The 16,780-nt window shown below is 73.3% G+C and carries 15 protein-coding genes; 9 read left to right on the plus strand and 6 right to left on the minus strand.

Features of this window, described 5'->3' with window-relative positions; all coding sequences use genetic code 11:
- The first annotated feature begins 55 nt into the window (after positions 1–55).
- Together AB0N03_RS38150 and AB0N03_RS38155 are read left to right on the plus strand one after the other, a co-directional pair.
- Positions 56–1,027 carry an RNA polymerase subunit sigma-70 gene (locus AB0N03_RS38150; RefSeq protein ID WP_364382674.1) on the plus strand — a complete coding sequence of 324 codons (972 nt, stop codon included), beginning with the start codon at positions 56–58 and terminating at the stop codon, positions 1,025–1,027.
- Positions 1,012–2,205 (plus strand): cysteine desulfurase family protein, encoded by a 1,194-nt coding sequence (locus AB0N03_RS38155; RefSeq protein WP_364382677.1) that lies wholly within the window; start codon positions 1,012–1,014, stop codon positions 2,203–2,205. Before AB0N03_RS38150 ends, AB0N03_RS38155 begins: the two co-directional genes overlap by 16 nt.
- A gap of 64 nt (positions 2,206–2,269) precedes the next feature.
- On the opposite strand, the gene AB0N03_RS38160 is transcribed toward AB0N03_RS38155, so the two are convergent.
- From AB0N03_RS38160 to AB0N03_RS38175, 4 genes are all read right to left on the minus strand, one after another.
- Entirely contained in the window at positions 2,270–2,452 is a 183-nt protein-coding gene (locus AB0N03_RS38160) for a DUF1508 domain-containing protein (protein WP_364382680.1), read from the minus strand.
- Positions 2,453–2,566: 114 nt separating this feature from the next.
- A complete protein-coding gene (locus tag AB0N03_RS38165; protein ID WP_364382683.1) occupies positions 2,567–2,926 on the minus strand; it encodes a hypothetical protein in 360 nt (119 codons plus the stop codon).
- Positions 2,923–6,204 carry a protein kinase gene (locus AB0N03_RS38170; RefSeq protein ID WP_364382686.1) on the minus strand — a complete coding sequence of 1,094 codons (3,282 nt, stop codon included), beginning with the start codon at positions 6,202–6,204 and terminating at the stop codon, positions 2,923–2,925. Before AB0N03_RS38170 ends, AB0N03_RS38165 begins: the two co-directional genes overlap by 4 nt.
- A 3-nt stretch (positions 6,205–6,207) precedes the next feature.
- Positions 6,208–6,840: a hypothetical protein gene (locus tag AB0N03_RS38175; protein WP_364382689.1), complete on the minus strand. Its 633-nt coding sequence runs from the start codon at positions 6,838–6,840 to the stop codon at positions 6,208–6,210.
- Positions 6,841–6,973: 133 nt separating this feature from the next.
- On the opposite strand from AB0N03_RS38175, the gene AB0N03_RS38180 reads away from it, so the two are divergent.
- Positions 6,974–7,618 (plus strand): SAVMC3_10250 family protein, encoded by a 645-nt coding sequence (locus AB0N03_RS38180; RefSeq protein WP_364382692.1) that lies wholly within the window; start codon positions 6,974–6,976, stop codon positions 7,616–7,618.
- A 1-nt stretch (position 7,619) separates the two neighbouring features.
- Complete coding sequence (locus AB0N03_RS38185; RefSeq protein WP_364382695.1) at positions 7,620–8,747, plus strand: FHA domain-containing serine/threonine-protein kinase; 1,128 nt, start codon at positions 7,620–7,622, stop codon at positions 8,745–8,747.
- A 16-nt stretch (positions 8,748–8,763) separates the two neighbouring features.
- Here the strand turns inward: AB0N03_RS38185 and AB0N03_RS38190 are convergent, their stop codons facing one another.
- Positions 8,764–9,621 carry a PaaX family transcriptional regulator C-terminal domain-containing protein gene (locus tag AB0N03_RS38190; protein WP_364382698.1) on the minus strand — a complete coding sequence of 286 codons (858 nt, stop codon included), beginning with the start codon at positions 9,619–9,621 and terminating at the stop codon, positions 8,764–8,766.
- A 136-nt stretch (positions 9,622–9,757) separates the two neighbouring features.
- Between AB0N03_RS38190 and AB0N03_RS38195 the strand changes: the two genes are divergently transcribed.
- The 5 genes from AB0N03_RS38195 to AB0N03_RS38215 all read left to right on the plus strand — a co-directional run bounded on the left by AB0N03_RS38195 (position 9,758) and on the right by AB0N03_RS38215 (position 15,337).
- Positions 9,758–11,059, plus strand: coding sequence for an MFS transporter (locus AB0N03_RS38195; protein ID WP_364382701.1), 1,302 nt, complete (start codon positions 9,758–9,760; stop codon positions 11,057–11,059).
- On the plus strand, positions 11,056–12,405 hold the full coding sequence (locus AB0N03_RS38200) for an alpha/beta hydrolase (protein ID WP_364382704.1): 1,350 nt from the start codon (positions 11,056–11,058) through the stop codon (positions 12,403–12,405). Before AB0N03_RS38195 ends, AB0N03_RS38200 begins: the two co-directional genes overlap by 4 nt.
- 147 nt (positions 12,406–12,552) lie before the next feature.
- Positions 12,553–13,278 carry a (Fe-S)-binding protein gene (locus tag AB0N03_RS38205; protein WP_364382707.1) on the plus strand — a complete coding sequence of 242 codons (726 nt, stop codon included), beginning with the start codon at positions 12,553–12,555 and terminating at the stop codon, positions 13,276–13,278.
- 17 nt (positions 13,279–13,295) lie between these two features.
- A complete protein-coding gene (locus tag AB0N03_RS38210; RefSeq protein ID WP_364382725.1) occupies positions 13,296–14,747 on the plus strand; it encodes a lactate utilization protein B in 1,452 nt (483 codons plus the stop codon).
- Positions 14,744–15,337, plus strand: a complete 594-nt coding sequence (locus tag AB0N03_RS38215; RefSeq protein ID WP_364382710.1) for an LUD domain-containing protein — start codon at positions 14,744–14,746, stop codon at positions 15,335–15,337. The genes AB0N03_RS38210 and AB0N03_RS38215 overlap by 4 nt, the downstream gene beginning before the upstream one ends.
- Positions 15,338–15,355: 18 nt before the next feature.
- Here AB0N03_RS38215 and AB0N03_RS38220 read toward each other — a convergent pair whose 3' ends face one another.
- A complete protein-coding gene (locus AB0N03_RS38220; protein ID WP_364382713.1) occupies positions 15,356–16,405 on the minus strand; it encodes a glycoside hydrolase family 43 protein in 1,050 nt (349 codons plus the stop codon).
- Positions 16,406–16,780 lie beyond the last annotated feature (375 nt).

Genomic DNA, 16,780 nt, shown 5'->3' on the forward strand with positions numbered 1-16,780 from the left:
GCGCCCGCACCCGTCTCACCTGTGACGGGACACGACGAGGCGGAAGGATGACGTCATGAGTGCGGACACGGAGCTGGGCGAGGTCGGCCGATCGGCGTTTTCGGGGCTGGCAGAGCGGCACCGGCGGGAGCTGCACGTGCACTGCTACCGGATGCTCGGATCGTTCGAGGACGCCGAGGACACCGTGCAGGAGACGTTCCTGCGTGCCTGGCGGCGGCGGGAGACCTTCGCGGGGCGGTCGACGTTGCGGGCCTGGCTGTACCGGATCGCCACCAACGCCTGCCTGGACCTGCTGGCCAAGTGCCGCCCGGAGCCGGCGACCGGCGGCGAGGTGCGGTGGTTGCAGCCCTACCCGGACCGGCTGCTCGACGAGCTGCCCGCGGGTGACGCGGACGAGCCGGAAACCGTCGCCGTCGCGCGGGAGACGATCGAGCTGGCGTACCTGGTCGCCGTCCAGCACCTCGCGCCGCGCCCGCGGGCCGTGCTGATCCTGCGGGACGTGCTCGGCTGGCCGGCGAAGGACGTCGGGGAGCTCCTCGGGGACTCCGTCAACTCCGTGAACAGCGCGCTGCAGCGGGCCCGCGCCGGCATGCGGGAGCACCTGCCCGCCGAGCGGCAGGACTGGACCGGCGGCGAGGAGGACGCCGGGACGCGCGAGCTGGTGCGCCGCTTCACCGAGGCCAGCGTGGCCACGGATGTCGGCGCGCTGGCCGCGCTGCTGCGTGACGACGTCCGGTGCTCGATGCCGCCCACGCCGGGCCTGCACGTCGGCCGCGACGCGGTGGTGAACAACTGGGTCGAGGACGGCTTCGAGAGCATGGAAAAGCTGCGCGCCGTCGTGACCTCCGTGAACCGGCAGCCCGCCGTCGCCTTCTACCTCTGGCGGAAGGGGGAGGGCGCGTACTTGCCGCTGACGATCGACGTCCTGCGCGTCACCGGCGGGGTGATCACGGAGATCGTCACGTTCCACGACGACCGGTTCCCGCGGCTCGGGCTGCCGGAGCGCCTCGAGTGGGCGACAGCGTGACCGAAGCGGCCCTCCCCGTACCGGCCGGCCTGCGCGCCGGGCCCGTTTACCTCGACTACAACGCCACCACGCCCGTCGACCCGCGGGTCACCGAGGCCGCCATGCCGTACTGGACGGACTTCTTCGGCAACCCCTCCAGCGATCACTCCTACGCCGTCGAGCCGCGCCGTGCGCTGGCTGACGCGCGTGCGCGGGTGGCGGACCTGATCGCGGCGCGGGCGGGGGAGATCGTCTTCACCGGATCCGGGTCGGAGGCGAACCTGCTGGCTCTGCGCGGTGCCGTGCTCGCCCCGGGCGGCCGGCGGGCGCACCTGATCGTCCAGGCGACCGAACACCCCGCCGTCCTCGAAACGGCCCGCGCGCTCGATCGGCTGCACGGCGCCCGCGTCACGGTGTTGCCGGTCGACCAGCACGGATTGGTCGCTCTCGACACCCTGGACGCGGCGTTGCGGACCACCGCGGACCGCACGGTCGTGTCGATCATGGCGGCGAACAACGAGACCGGCGCGGTGCAGCCGATCACGGAGATCGCCGGGCTGGCGCACGAGCACGGGGCGCTCGTGCACTGCGACGCCGCGCAGGCGTGCGGGAAGATTCCGGTCGACGTCGAGCGGCTCGGCGTCGACCTCCTGACGGTGGCCGGGCACAAGATGTACGCGCCGCGCGGGGCGGCCGCGCTGTTCGTGCGCGACGGCGTGGCGCTGGAGCCCGTCGTCTACGGCGGCGGGCAGGAGCGCGGGCTGCGCGCGGGCACGGAGAACGTCGCGCTGGCGGTCGCGCTGGGGACGGCCGCCCAGCTCGCCGCCGACGACCTTGAAGCGGGCGCCGCGAACCGGATCGCCGCCTTGCGCGACGCGTTGCACGAGCAGCTGGTCGCGGCGCTGCCGGGCCGCGTCCGCCTCAACGGCCCGGCCGAGCGGCGGTTGCCGAACACGCTCAACATCAGCATCGACGGCGTTCGCGGCCACCACGTCCTGGAAAACGCGCTCGCCGTCGCCGCTTCCACCGGTTCCGCCTGCCACAGCGGTGTGCACGCGCCATCGCCGGTGCTGACGGCCATGGGTTTCGACGCCGGCCGGGCGCTGGCGGCGATCCGGCTGTCCCTGGGGCGCTGGAGTACCGAGGACGACATCGCCGCCGCTGTGCGCGCACTCGTCTCCGCGGCTGTTCAGCGGTGACGCGCGCGGTGCCGCCGGGTCGCGCCCGGCGCAACGATCCGCCGGGCGCGAAAAAACGGATAGGTCAGGAGTCCGCTTCGACGATCGCCGCGCCGTCCGCGGCACGCTGGACGGCTTCGCAGCCCGCCTTCGCTCCTGCTTTGCTTTCGTAGGCTTCGCCGCCGGCGACGACTTCGCCGTTGGCGGCCTTGAGGCGGAATCGGTACTTGCCGCCCTTGTCGGTGTAGACCTCGAACTTTCCGGCCACGGTGACCTCCTTGTCCCGCGAGCGTTCAGTGTCGACCGACGTTAACCCGATGGTGGTGTCTCTGCCGTTTCAGTGCGGCATTTCGATCAGCTGTGGTGTAGAAGCCGGTTCCGGTCACCCGTGCCGGTGCTCGATGCGCCACCGGTCCTCGCCGCGTTCGATGGCCCAGAACGCCGTCCGCATCAGCAGGACGAACGCGACGACCGGCGGCAGGACCACCCAGCGCTCGCTGGAGACCCACGCCACGAAGTCGCTGCCCTGGGACCTGCCCAGCACCACCGCGAGCACCCCCGCGACGACTCCGGCGAAGGTGGCCGCCCGGCCGGTGATCAGCAGGAGCACCACGAGAGCGGCCACGATCAGGCCGACGCCCCAGCCCAGCACCGCGGGTGTCGCCGCGAAGAGCGACATGATCTCGCCGGTCCAGAACGCCAGGCCGGCCAGGATCAGCGACGTCTTCCGGAAAGCGATCACCTCGGTTCCCCCAATTCCCGGTCGATGTCCCAGATCCGGATCGCGCCGTCGCGGCCCGCCACGACGACGTGGTTGCCGTCCGGGGTCACGCAGACGCCGGCGACCCCGCCGGTGAGTCCTTCGAGGTGACCGAGCGGCCGCCCGGTGGCCACCTCCCAGAGCCCCACCCTCCCGGCCGGCTCGGTGACCAGCGCGATCCGGCCGTCCGGCGTGGTGCACACGGACTGCTTGCCCGGCGCGCCTTCGGGATCGAGGGTCCGGACGAACCGGCCGGTCGCCACGTCGCGGACGCGGACCCCGTGCCGGGCCGGGAAGCCGACGGTCAGCAGGAGGCCGTCCGGCGTCAGGCACAGCGAAGTCAGGCCGGCTCCGGTGGTGGTTTCCGGAACGCCGGTCCAGCGGCCGCTGTGCAGGTCCCACTGCCGCACCGAACCGTCGGCGACGGTGAAGCAGGAGCGTCCGTCCGTCGCCACGGCGCCGATCGCGCCGGTGTGGCCGGTGAGCACCGCCACCGGACGCCCGGACGACAGGTCCCAGACCCGGGCCGTGCCGTCCGCGGAGCCCGTGACGGCGTACCGGCCGTCGGGCGTCGTGGCCACCGCGCGCACCGGGCCGTCGTGTCCGCGCAGTGTCCACATCGGACGGCCGGCGGGGAGGGCCCACACCCTCGTGGTCCCGTCCGCGGCTCCCGCCACGGCGACCTGCCCGGTCGCGCCGACCGACAGCACCGGGGTGGTGTGGCCGGTGAGCGCCGCGCCGCGCCGGCCGGACGCGAGGTCCCACCTCCCCACGGTGCCGTCCTCGTGGCCGCCGGACAGCACGTGGCCGTCCGGGGTCGCGCACACGGCCGTCAAACCCGGGGGTCCGCCGTCCAGAACCTGGCTCAGCCACACGGTTTTCAGCTCGCCGTGCGCCGAGGCGGCCGCCAGGCGGCGCCAGGCGTCCATGACTTCGCGAGACCGTTCGTGGCCCGGCACGGTGCGGGCCCGGCGCACCAGCTCGAGGGCCTCGCCGGGGCTTTCGGCCGCGCGGGCCAGCAGGTCGTCCACGCGCGCGTTCGCCGACAGCAGCTCGACGGCCGTGCGGGACCGGGAGATCTGCAGCGGGGCGGGTGCCGGAGCCGGCACCGGCCACAGCCGGACCGCGGTCCGGCCGGCGTGCACGAGTGTCCGGCCGTCCGGGGTGAGCCACGCGGTGTCGCCGAATTCGGCGTCTTCGGTGATCGTGCGCAGGCACCGGCCGCCGGCCAGGTCCCAGATCCGCACCGCGCCGGTCAGCTCGGTGGTCACGGCGACTTCGCCGGCGAAGGCGACCGACTGGACGATCTGCGTGTGCCCGGACAGGACGCGCAGGCACCGCCCGGTGTCCAGGTCCCAGAGACGCGCGGTGCGGTCGCCGCTCCCGGTCAGCGCCCGCCGCCCGTCCGGCGACACGTGGACCGAGGTGAGCGGGCCGGTGTGGCCGTCGAGCCGGTTCAGGAGGCGGCCGGTGTCCAGGTCCCGCACCCGGGGAGCGAAGTCTTCGAAATCCGTGGCGACGGTGACCGCGCGCCGCCCGGCGGAGTCCATGGCCATCGCCCCGAGCGCGCGGGTGTGCCCGGTGAAGGAGCGCAGCGCGGCGCCGGTGGCCGGGTTCCACAGCCCCACCTGTCCGCGCGCGTCGCCGATCAGCGCGCGCTGCCCGTCCGCGGCCACGCAGATCGTCGTCACCTCCCCACCCGCGCGGAGCCGGCGGCCGCGCCACCGGCCCGGCCGCCACACCCGCACGGTGCCGGGGTTCCCGAGCAGCGCCGTCGTGAGGACCAGCCCGGCGTCGGCGGCGAGGCCGATGAGGAAGACGTCACCGCGGCCGGCCCGGCGGCGCAGCGGACGACCGGTGCGCAGGTCCCACAGCACCGACTTCCCGCTTCCGCCGACGGTGAGCGCGCGCCGGCCGTCGGAGCCGACCGCGATCGCGTCGACGGCGTCCCGGTGGCCGGACAGCACGCGCACGCTCCGGCCGGTCGCCGTCTCGACGACGTGCACCGCACCCGTGGCGTCGGCGGCCAGCAGGTGTTCGCCGTCCGGGGTCACGCACACGGGAGCCGCCGTCCGGCGTTGCCCGACAGGGAGCACGAAGGCGGGTGCCGCGGCTCCGCGTTCGACGCGGACCAGGTCGAGCAGGCGATCGGCGCGCGCGGGTTCCTCGTGGTTCTCCCGGGCCGATTCCAGGGTGGTGAGCACCGCGTCGTCGGTGAGCTCGCCGGCGCGCCAGCGCAGCACCCCGGCGTTGAACGACGCTTCGAGGTGGCGCGGGTCGGCGGCGAGCGCCTCGGCCAGGAGCCGCGTGGCTTCGTCGTGCCGGCCGAGGTCGAGCAGCGACAGCGCGCGGTTGTTCAGCTCGGCGGCCCGCGGCCGGGCGGCGGCCGGCGGATCCCGCGGGTACGGCCCGAACCCGGCCTCGTACAGGCCGATCAACGCGGTCGCGACGCCGGCCATGCTGCCGGGCCGGTCCGCGGGTTCCCACGCCAGGCACCGGGCCAGCAGCTCGCCGAGGTCGCGGGGCACGCCGTCGAGCGGCGCCGTCGCGACGGCGCCCGCCAAGGCCCCGCCCGCCGCCGGCCCGGCCAGCCAGGTCACCTCGCCGGTCAGCATCTCGAGCACGCTGACGGCGAAGCTCCAGACGTCACCGGCGGGTCCGGTGTGCTCACCGGCGGCCTGTTCCGGGGAGGCGTAGTGGCGGGTCCCGCGGTACGGGCCGGCGGCCGCGCCCGCCAGCCCGAAGTCGGTGACCTTCACGTCGTCGCCGACGAGGAGGTTGGCCGGCTTCACATCGCGGTGGACCACGCCGAGCGCGTGGGCGTGCGCCAGCCCCCACGCGGCCTGGACCGCGACGTCCAGGATCCGGGCGAGCACCTCGCGCCCGGAACCGGCGTACAGCCGCCGGTCGCGGATCCGGTCCGCGAGACTGCCGCCCGGCACGTACTCCGCGACGACGTGGGGGACGCCGTCGAGCGTGCGCACGTAGTGGCAGTTGCACACGTGCGGGTGCAGCCCCAGGTCGATCCAGGTCCGGGCCTCGCGGACGAACCGCTCGCGGTCGGCGTCGGTGCGGAACAGCTCGGGCCGCGGCCGTTTGATCGCCACGTCGGCGTCCCAGCCCAGGTGGTGGGCGCGGTGGACCACGCCCATGCCGCCGCGGTGGATCGCGGTGATCTCGTACCGGCCGGCGATCCGGTCGCCCACGCGCCACCCGGGCGTGGCCGGTGCGGACCCGTCGAGGGTGGCGTCGTCCGGCATCGTTCAGGTCGCGTCGACGTGGGCCAGGTGGCAGGCCGCGGCGAGGCGCGAGGGCACGAAGAGGTCTTCTTCGGGCGGCATCGGCCAGTGGGGGACCGCGGTGTCGAGGTTGAAGAGGACGGCGAAGGAGCACCCCGCGCGGTACAGCGCGGGCGCGTCGCTCCAGTTCCGCTGCGTGCGCCGGGCGTGGACGGACATCGCCGCCCGGAGGTCGGTCATCCGCCGCTGCACGCGGTACCGTTCGCGGCCGAGCCAGCCGAATCCGTCCGCCTTCGCGCCTTTGCGCACCAGCGTGGCCATGTCCCGCCAGCGCGCCCAGGGCTGCGGCCGCGCGATGCGCGCGACGTCCTCGCCGCCGAACACGACGTCCAGCAGGCGCTGCTCGTCGGGATCCGCCGCGTCCGCCGGGTCCGGCCGGCGGTGGGCCAGGAGCCCGGGGACGCCACCGTGCTCGCCGTCGTAGGAGAACCACAGGTGGCGCCGGAGGGCCAGGTCGACGAGCTGGGCGGCGCACACCCGGCCGAACCGCGTCGAGGCGTCCTCGTCCATGACCGGGAGCAGGATGGCGCCGGCCCGCATCAGGTTCGTCACCTCCGCGCGGAGGCCGGCGATCCCGGACGGCGTCAGCTGAACCACGGCGGCCTCCCTCCCCGGTCGTCGCGCGCCACGGATCAACGATTACCCGACCACCCGGACGCGGGGCATGGGCCAGGCGGGTGAAAGATCGGCGGGTTCGTGGGAGGATCACCGCGGGCCACGAGGGGGGCGGATGTCGTTCCGGTACTTCGTCTACATCAGCGACAGCAAGGTCGACCTGCTGCTGCAGCAGATCGATCCCGGCGCGACGCGCAAGCGCACGGCCGAGGTGAGCGTCGACCTCAAGGTGCTCAAGGGCAAACGGGGCGTGGAGGCCGCCGTCGGCGCGGACCGGACCGAGCGGCTCGAGCGCGTCGTCCGGTACCTGACCGACTTCGGCGACCTCGGCTCGGTCGACGAGCCGGGGCAGTTCTTCTGGGGCCTGCTGCCGTTGCGGTGGGGGCCGCTCGTCGGCGCGGACGGGCTCTCGCTCGTGTACTTCGGCGGGCGCGACGAGCGGACGGTGCTCGGGCTCGGGGGCTCTCGCCGCCATGTCTTCGGGGCCCTTCCCGCCGGTGATCTCGACCCGCCGCTGAGCCGGTCGTTGCTGCCGTCCCTGCTCGACGGGATCGCGCGGGGCCCCGGGATCGCCACCGCGGTCACCGGCGACGGCGACGGTGACGCCGAGGCGTGCCAGGACGTCCGCCGGGCCACGACGGACCTGCGCGGGCCCGCGCAGAACATGGAGTTCATCGCGAAGCGGTTGCTGCACGGGAAAACCGCGGACGGCGAGAGCGTGCTGCTGGGTTCGCCGCTCTACGTGGCGCTCGTGGACTGACGTGCGCTGGGCCGTCCGCATCACCGCCGGCGACGCCGTGGGCCACGTCTTCACCGACGCTCGGTCCCTGGTGGCCGGGCGCGGCGAGGAGTGCGGGCTGCGCGTGCGCGACCCGGACGCCTCGCGCGCGCACTGCCGGTTCACGATCGAGCCGCCGCACGTCGGGGTGCGGGATCTGGGCAGCCGCAACGGAACCCGCGTCAACGGCGTCGTGGTGGACGAACGCGAGCTGGCCGACGGCGACGAGGTCCGCGTCGGCTCGACGACCCTGCGGATCACCGTGGCGCCGGCCGAGTTCCCCGGCTACGCGCTCGGCCACGAACTCGGCCGCGGCGCCCAGGGGGTGGTTTTCCTGGCGCGGGACACCACGACCGGCGAACCGGTCGCGCTCAAGGTGCTGCACGACATCCGGCCGGACGCCACCGAGCTGGTCCTGCGCGAGATCGCGAACGTGCGCGCGCTGCGGCACCCGAACATCGTGGAGTTCCGCGGTTCCGGCGGTGATCCCGTGCCGTTCCTGGTGAACGCGTACTGCCCGGGCGGCAGCGTCGACCGCCGGGGCCGGCTGACCGCCGGCGAAGCGGTGCCGATCACCCTCGGAGTCCTCGCCGGCCTGGCCTACGCCCACGCCGCGGAGCTGCCGGAGGTGCGGCTGGCCGACCGCACGACGACGACCGCGCGCGGCCTCGTGCACCGGGACGTCACGCCGCGCAACGTGCTGCTCGACGGCGGTGTCGCGCGGGTCGCGGACTTCGGGCTGGCGAAGGCGTTCGCCCTGGCGGGCCTTTCGGGGCACACCCGGACCGGCGAGGTGGGCGGCAGCCTGGAGTTCCTTCCGCGCGCCCAGGTGCTGAACTACCGCCACGCCCCGCCGTGGGTGGACGTCTGGGCCGCGGCGGCGACGCTGTACTGGATGCTGACGGGCCGGGCGCCCCGGGACTTCCCGCCGGGTGCCGATCCGGTCGCGGTCGTGCTGCGCGAGGACCCGGTCCCGATCCGGGTGCGCGAGCCGGCGGTACCGGGCCCGCTGGCCGAGGTGATCGACGAGATCCTGGCCGACGAGACGCCGGTGTCCGCCGGGGAGTTCGCGGCCACGCTCGGCGCGGTCGGGCCAGGACCGGCGGGGTGAGCGGGCGCGGGGGAGCTCAGCGCTCGTCGGCTTGTTCGTCGGTGATCGTGTCGAGGAGGCCGGCCGCCGTGGTGCGGGCCGCCGGCTTCAGTTCGGCGCTGAGGGCGTAGAACAGCTCCTGGGCGGGCTCGGCCGGCCAGTCGGCGGGCAGGTGTTCGCGGGGCAGCCGCGGGTCGGTGCGGATGGTCTGCAGCCAGTCGGACTCCAGGAGCAGATCACGGGCGAGGCTGTCCGACGCCTGCGCCGCCGGGTCCTGCCAGCGGGTCAGGAACGCCCGGTAGTGCTCGGCCAGCCCGTCGATGTCCCAGGCCTCACGGACGATCTCGGCGACCTCGGTGGGCGCCAGCGTGCGGGCCTGGAAGACCTTGATGTGGCCGTCGGCGCCGAGGCCCTCGAGCAGCGGGATCGTGTCGACCTGCCCCGGGGCGATCCACAGGCCGCCCTGCAGGCTGCCGAAGCCGCCCCACAGCAGCCGTGAGCGCAGGGCGTGGCGCTGGCGCTGCCACGACTCGGGCATCGAGAAGCCGAGCAGCGTCCAGGTGCCGTCCCACTGCCGGTTGACCGCGCCGGCCCGCCAGATGCGCCGCTCGCCGTCGTGCAGGATCGCCCGCGACCGCTCGGTGAGGCCGACGTAGACGTGGCGGCCGCGGCGCACCCGGTGCAGCAGGCCGCGCCGGGCCATGCGGCTCAGCGTGGAGCGGGTCGCGTGCTCGGAGACGCCGGCGCGTTCCAGCACGTCGAGCACGCTCGCGGTGGCGACGTGGATCCCGCGGTCGAGGACGTGACCGCCGAGGAACGCGATCAGCAGCGTCTGGGGACGCGGGGTGTCGGCGCCGACGCCTTCGGCGGCGGCGGGTACGGCCAAGTCGGTCACTCCGCGAGCATAAGCCCGCTCTGATGGTGGGCCGACGTCTGTTATTGGGCAGAGTCTTGACCGCAGTCATCAGAGTGCTTAACGTTCGTCGCGGCGTGACGCGGGTCACGCGGGGTCGGCGACGAGGCAGGACGCGATGGCAGAGAACCTCCGATCGCGGGCGCAGCTGCGCCGCGCGGTGCTGTCCAGCTACTTCGGCAGCGTGATCGAGTACTACGACTTCCTGCTCTACGCCACCGCGTCGGCGGTGGTGTTCAACAAGGTCTTCTTCTCGAACCTGGATCCGGTGCTCGGCACGATCGCCAGCCTGGGCACGTTCACCACCGGGTACCTGGCGCGGCCGATCGGGGGGATCGTCTTCGGGCACTTCGGCGATCTGCTGGGACGCAAGCGGATGCTCGTGATCACGATGTCGATGATGGGCATCGCGAGCACGCTGATCGGTGTCTTGCCCACCTACGCGCAGATCGGGGTGTGGGCACCGGCGCTGCTCATCCTGCTGCGCGTGCTGCAGGGCATCGCCGTCGGCGGGGAGTGGGGCGGCGCGGTACTGATGTCGGCCGAGCACGCGACCAGCCGCCGCGGGCTGTGGGCGAGCTTCACCAACGCCGGGGCACCCAGCGGGATGGTGGTTTCCACGCTGCTGCTCACGTTCATGGGCGCGGTGACCACCGACGCGCAGTTCCTCGCGTGGGGCTGGCGGGTGCCGTTCCTGCTCAGCGTCGTGCTGCTGGCCATCGGCCTGTTCATCCGGTTGAAGGTCGACGAGACGCCGGTGTTCGCCGCGGCCGGCCGGTCCGCCGGCGCCCCGCTGCTGGAGGTGCTGCGCCGCCACCCGAAGGACCTGCTGCTGGCGATCGGCGTCGGCTTCGGTGCCTTCGTCGCGCAGGGCACCCTCACCACGTACCTCCTTTCCTACGCCGTGCACGCGGGTTTCCCGCGCCAGACCGTGCTCAACGCGATCACCGTGTCGTCGGTCGGCGCGGTGATCGCCATCATCGGTTATTCGGCGCTGTCCGACCGCGTCGGACGCCGTCCCGTCGTCCTGGCCGGGGCGCTGGCCACCGCCGTCGTCGGATTCCTGCTGTTCCCGCTGATCGACAGCGGCTCGGCGGTGCTGTTGACGCTGGCGGTCGTGCTGGGCCAGTCGGTCGCGCACCCGGCGATGTACGGGCCGCTGGCGGCGCTGTACACGGAGCTGTTCGCCACCCGGACCCGCTACACCGGCGCGTCGCTCGGCTACCAGGTCGCCGGGCTCGGCGCGGGGGTCGCGCCGGTGGTGTTCGCGGCCGTCGCCGGCGCGGGCACGGGCGTGATCTCCGCGGTGATCGCGGCCTGCTGCCTCGTCACCGTGCTGTGCGTGCTCGTCCTGCGCGAAAGCCACCAGGTCGATCTGACGGATCCGGCCGAGACGCGAGTAGTGGGGGTCGAACGATGAAGTGGCGTTCCGGTCTGGTTTTGCTGACGATCACGACGCTCCTGGCGGCCGGCCTCGTGCCGGCCGCGGAAGCCGCCGAAGCCGGGCACCACACCGGGCAGCTGCCCGACGGCGCGACCTGGGTGGCGGACGTGCCGGAGTCGTGGAACGGCACGATCATCCTCTACAGCCACGGTTTTGGCCCGCTCGTCCCGCAGGACGCACCGGACGCGGCGACGGCGGGGGCGCTGCTCGCCGACGGTTACGCCCTCGTCGGCTCGTCCTACTCGGGGCCGTCCTGGTGGGCGCTGGAATCCGCGGTCGGCGACCAGTTCGCCGCGCTGGCCGCGCTCGAGGCGAAGATCGGCGCGGCGAAGCGCACCATCGCGTGGGGGACGTCGATGGGCGGGCTGGTCAGCGCCCGGGAGGCGGAGGACCCGCACCGCCGCATCGACGGCGCGCTGACGACCTGCGGCCTGGTCGCGGGTGCGCTGAACCTCAACGAGTACCAGCTCGACGGCGAGTACGCCCTGGCGCACCTGCTCGCCCCCGGGCAGGCGGTCAAGCTGGTCCGCTACGGCAGCCAGGACGAGGCCGCCGCCGCGGCCGCCACCCTGACGAAGGTCACGGGCGACGCCCAGGCGACGCCGGCCGGGCGGGCGCGCATCGCGCTCGCCGCCGCGCTGATGAACGTCCCCACCTGGTACACCGGCGCCGCACCGCCCGCGCCTCGCGACTACGAAACCCAAGAGGCGCACCAGGAACAGACCCTCACCGGGTTCGTGCTCGGCTTCGTCATGACGGGCCGCTACCAGATCGAACTCGCCGCGGGCGGCAACAGCGCGTCCACCCGCGGCACCGACTACCGGGCCCTGCTCGGCGACAGCAGCCACGCCGCGCAGGTCCGGGCGCTCTACCGGCAAGCGGGCCTGAACCTCGGCGCCGACCTGGCGAAGCTCGGCCGTGACGCGGACATCACGGCCGACCCGGGTGCGGTCGCCGCGCTCGCCCGGACCTCCACACCCACGGGACGCCTGCGGGTGCCCGAACTGGACATCCACACCATCGCCGACCAGCTCGTGCCGGTGGAGCAGGAGAACTGGTACTCGCGGCGCGTGGCCGCCGCGGGCGCGGGGCACCTGCTGCGGCAGGCCTTCGTCAAGGGCACCGGGCACTGTGCCTTCCAGCCCGCGGAGTCGATCGCCGCCCTGCACGCCGTCGAGGCCCGCGTCTCGACCGGCCGCTGGGGCGACGCCGCCGAACCCGAGCGGCTCAACGCGGCCGCCGGCACCGGACGCTACCTGCGGTTCGCCGTTCCCCATTTGGTGGGCGCGATCAGTGCGGGCCGCGGAGCCGGGGGAGGCTGAACGGCCGAGGTCAGTCGCGCCGGCCGGGCGGTCGCGTGGTGTTGAAACGTAGAAATCCACCGTGTCGGTCTAGCGTTGACTCGACCAACCACGCCGTAGTAGCGTCGCGGGACGAGGCGTTGAAACGTTTTGATCCGGAGGGCACGCATGAAGGTCGCCGTGCTCGTCACCTGCATCAACGACTCCCTCTTCCCGGACACGGGCAAGGCGGTGTTCCGGCTGCTGCGCCGCCTCGGCGTGGACGCGGACTTCCCGGAAGCCCAGACCTGCTGCGGCCAGCCGATGGTCAACACCGGCTACCTCGACGAGGCCGTGCCCGTCGTCCGCGCCTTCGCGCATGCGTTCGCGGGCTACGACCACATCGTCACGCCGTCCGGTTCCTGCGCGGGTTCGGCGCGCCACCAGCACGGCCTCGTCGCCCGGCGGGCGGGGGATCCCCGCCTGGCCGAGAGCGGCCCGAAGGTCCATGAGCTGAGCGAGTTCCTCGTCGACGTCCTCGGCGTCACCGACGTCGGCGCCTACTTCCCGCACCGCGTCACCTACCACCCGACCTGCCATTCGCTGCGCATGCTCGGCGTCGGCGACAAGCCGCTGCGGCTGCTGCGCGAAGTACGCGGGCTCGACCTCGTCGAGCTGCCCGCCGCCGACGAATGCTGCGGCTTCGGCGGCACCTTCGCGGTCAAGAACGCGGACACGTCCACCGCCATGGGCGCGGACAAGGCCCGCCACGTCCGGGACACCGGGGCGGAGGTGCTCGTCGCGGGCGACAACTCGTGCCTGCTGCACGTCGGCGGCCTGCTCTCGCGGCAACGCAGTGGTGTCCGCGTGCTGCACCTGGCCGACGTGCTGGCTTCGACCGAGGAGGACGCGTGAGCGCCACGTTCGTCGGCATGCCGGCGTTCCCGGCGGCGGCGCGGGAAGCGCTCGCCGACACGCAGCTGCGCCGCAACCTGGCCCACGCCACCGGCACGATCCGCGCCAAGCGCGCGGCGGTCGTCGGCGAGGTGGCCGAGTGGGAGGAACTGCGCTTGGCGGGCGCGGCGATCAAGGACAACACGTTGCGCCGCCTCGACGAGCACCTGCTGACGCTCGAAGCTGCCCTGCAAGCGCAGGGCACGATCGTGCACTGGGCCCGCGACGCGCGTGAGGCCTGCGACATCGTCGCCCGGATCGCGCGCGAGCACGGCGTGGACGAGGTCGTGAAGGTCAAGTCGATGGCGACGCAGGAGATCGGGCTCAACGAGGCGCTCGCCGAGCACGGTGTCACGGCGTGGGAGACCGATCTGGCCGAGCTGATCGTGCAGCTGGGTGACGATCTGCCCAGCCACATCCTGGTGCCGGCGATCCACCGCAACCGCGCGGAGATCCGGGAGATCTTCCGCCGCGAGATGGCCGCGGCGGGGCGTCCGGCGCCCGAGGGTTTGACCGACGACCCGGCCGAGCTGGCCGGCGCGGCCCGGTTGCACCTGCGGGAGAAGTTCCTGCGGGCGAAGATGGCCGTCTCGGGGGCGAACTTCGCCGTCGCCGAGAGCGGCACCCTGGTGGTCGTCGAGTCCGAAGGCAACGGCCGCATGTGCCTGACCTTGCCCGAGGTGCTCGTTTCGGTGGTGGGTATCGAAAAGGTCGTGCCGACGTGGACCGATTTGGACGTGTTCCTCCAGCTTCTGCCGCGGTCCAGCACGGGGGAGCGGATGAACCCGTACACCTCGACGTGGTCGGGTGTCACCGCCGGGGACGGGCCGCGGGAGATGCACGTGGTGTTGCTGGACAACGGCCGCAGCCGGGCGTTGGCCGACGAGGTCGGCCGGCAGGCGTTGCGGTGCATCCGCTGTTCGGCGTGCCTGAACGTCTGCCCGGTGTACGAGCGGACCGGCGGGCACGCGTACGGGTCGGTGTATCCCGGGCCGATCGGGGCGATCCTCAACCCGCTGCTCAAGGGTGTCGGCGTCGACGAGCAGACCGACTCGCTGCCCTACGCCTCCAGCCTGTGTGGTGCGTGCTTCGAGGCCTGTCCGGTGCGCATCGACATTCCCGAGGTGCTGGTGCACCTGCGTGCGCGGGTGGTCGACGCGCATCGCGGCGGCGCACCGAAACCCGAGGCGGTGGCGATGAAATCGGCGTCCTGGGTGCTGTCGGATGCCCGGCGGCTGGGGTTCGCCGAACGGGGGCTGGGGCTCGCGAGCCGGGCGCTGACCCGGTTCGGGCGGCGGGTGCTGCCCGGTGGTCGTCGTGGGGTGTCTCGCCTGCCCTGGCCCGGTTCGGTGTGGACGAACGCCGGTGATCTGCCGGCGCCGCCGCGGGAGTCGTTCCGCGCGTGGTGGCGGCGGGAAGGCCGGCGATGACGGCGCGCGAGGAGATCCTGGCCGCGGTGCGGGGTGCGCTGCGGGACGCGAACCCGGCCGAAGTCGTGGTTCCGCGCGGATATCGCTCGGTGGAGGCCGCGGACGTCGTCGAGCTGTTCGCCGAGCGCGTGGTCGACTACCGCGCGGCGCTCACCCGGTGCACCGACGCGGAACTGCCCGGCGCCGTTCGCGCCGCGCTGGGGCCGGCGCGGAAAGTCCTGGTGCCCGAAGGGTTTCCGATCGACGTCGGCGGCGCGAGGGCCGCGCAGGCCGGGACCACGGCGGACCTCGCCGGGTTCGAGGCCGTCGTCACCACGGCCGCGCTGGGCATCGCGACCACCGGCACCCTGGTACTCGACCACGGCCCCGGCCAGGGGCGGCGCGCGCTGAGCCTGGTGCCCGACGTGCACGTGTGCGTGCTGCGCGAGAGCCGGATCGTGGCGGGCGTGCCGCAGGCCGTCGCCGCCCTCGACCCGGCGCGCCCGCAGACGTGGATCAGCGGGCCGAGCGCCACCAGCGACATCGAGCTGACCCGGGTGGAAGGCGTGCACGGGCCCAGAACCCTGCACGTCATCGTCGTCGCGGGGTGAACCGGTTCCCGCCGTCGTTCATTCGAAGAACTTGAGGCTCCAGCCGGTGTCGGTGGTCGCGCCCGGGACGTTGGCGCGGCGGTAGGTCGTCGCGCCCCACCAGCAGAACGTTCCGGTGTACCAGTAGCGGTTGGCCCACGAGTACGGCGTGCCCTTGGGGACGGCGTGGAACATCAGCGGGAACTTCGGCCCGGCGGGCGGGCTGGTCGCGATGTCGCCGTTCAGCAGGACGAAGCTGTGGTGTCCCGGGCCGTCGACGTGCAGCGTCGGGTCCCAGCCCGTCATCATCGTGGCGCGGTTCGACCCGAACAGGCACCCGTTGGACTTGTACCAGTCCCACACGTACGTCGGGTCGCCGCCGGCGCGCAGGCGGAGCTCGGCGACGCAGTACTGGTCGCTCCAGCTGCCGTTGGCCGAGTAGACGACGTGCAGCTGCCCGTTCGGATCCTTGACGGCTTCCGGTGCTTCGTTGATGTACGGGTTTCCGACGACCCGTTCCCAGCTTTCGCGCGGCTGGGAGATGACGTACCTCGCGCCGGCCGGGGCCGTCGGGGTGCTCATCCGGGCGATGTAGAGGTTCTGCTCGACGTTGGTGTCCCCGGCCCAGCCCGACCAGACGAACCACCGCTGCCCGCCGAAGGTGAACATCGTGCCGTCGATGGCCCACTTGCCGTCGGGCAGTGCGAGCTGGGTCTCCGCCGTGTAGCCGCTGTCGGCGACGGCGGAGCTGATCACGTACATCCGGTGCGCCGCACCGGTTCCGGCCGAGAAGTAGACGTAGAAGCGCCCGCCGTCGGTGACGATCTCCGGGGCCCAGACTTCGCCGAGACCGCGGCTGTCCGACCAGATCCGCCGGGCGGGCGCGCTCGCCAGGCCGTCGGTCGACGCGGCCTGGCGCACCACGATCCCGCCCCCGGACGACTGGACGGCGACGTAGGTCGAGCCGACCCGGAGCACGCTGGGATCGGCCGCCCGCAAAGCGGTCTGCCCGGCCTGCGCGGCCGGCGCGGGCACCGCGGCGAACAGGGCGAAAACGACGACGAGGAAGAAGAACCGGGAGAGCTTCATGACCACGTCCCTCGGTCGATCACGGCCGGGTGCCGACAGCAGGATCACCCGCGGCCGGGCGCGGCCGGTAGGGCCGCGGGGGCTTGCTCGATCCAGACGGGGTGAAATTGGTCTGAACCGGTGAGTTTCCGGCCGCGGATCCGGAGGTTCGGCGACGCCCGGCAAAGTCGCGTTGCCGGGCGGGACGTCATGAAAGGGTCGTTCATGGCGTCTGGCCGGGATCCACCGATGTGAATTCGGGTGATCTTGCCCTAGGTTTGTTGATCTTGGTGGTGGTTGCGGGCGTGCTGGACCGTGCTGGCCGCTCCAGCGTGTCCACATGTTCTCCGGTCGTCGGGACGGGGTCTCAGCGGGTCGGTGGTGGCCCGGCGGTGG

This window comes from Amycolatopsis sp. NPDC051061, assembly GCF_040682935.1.
Lineage (GTDB): Bacteria > Actinomycetota > Actinomycetes > Mycobacteriales > Pseudonocardiaceae > Amycolatopsis.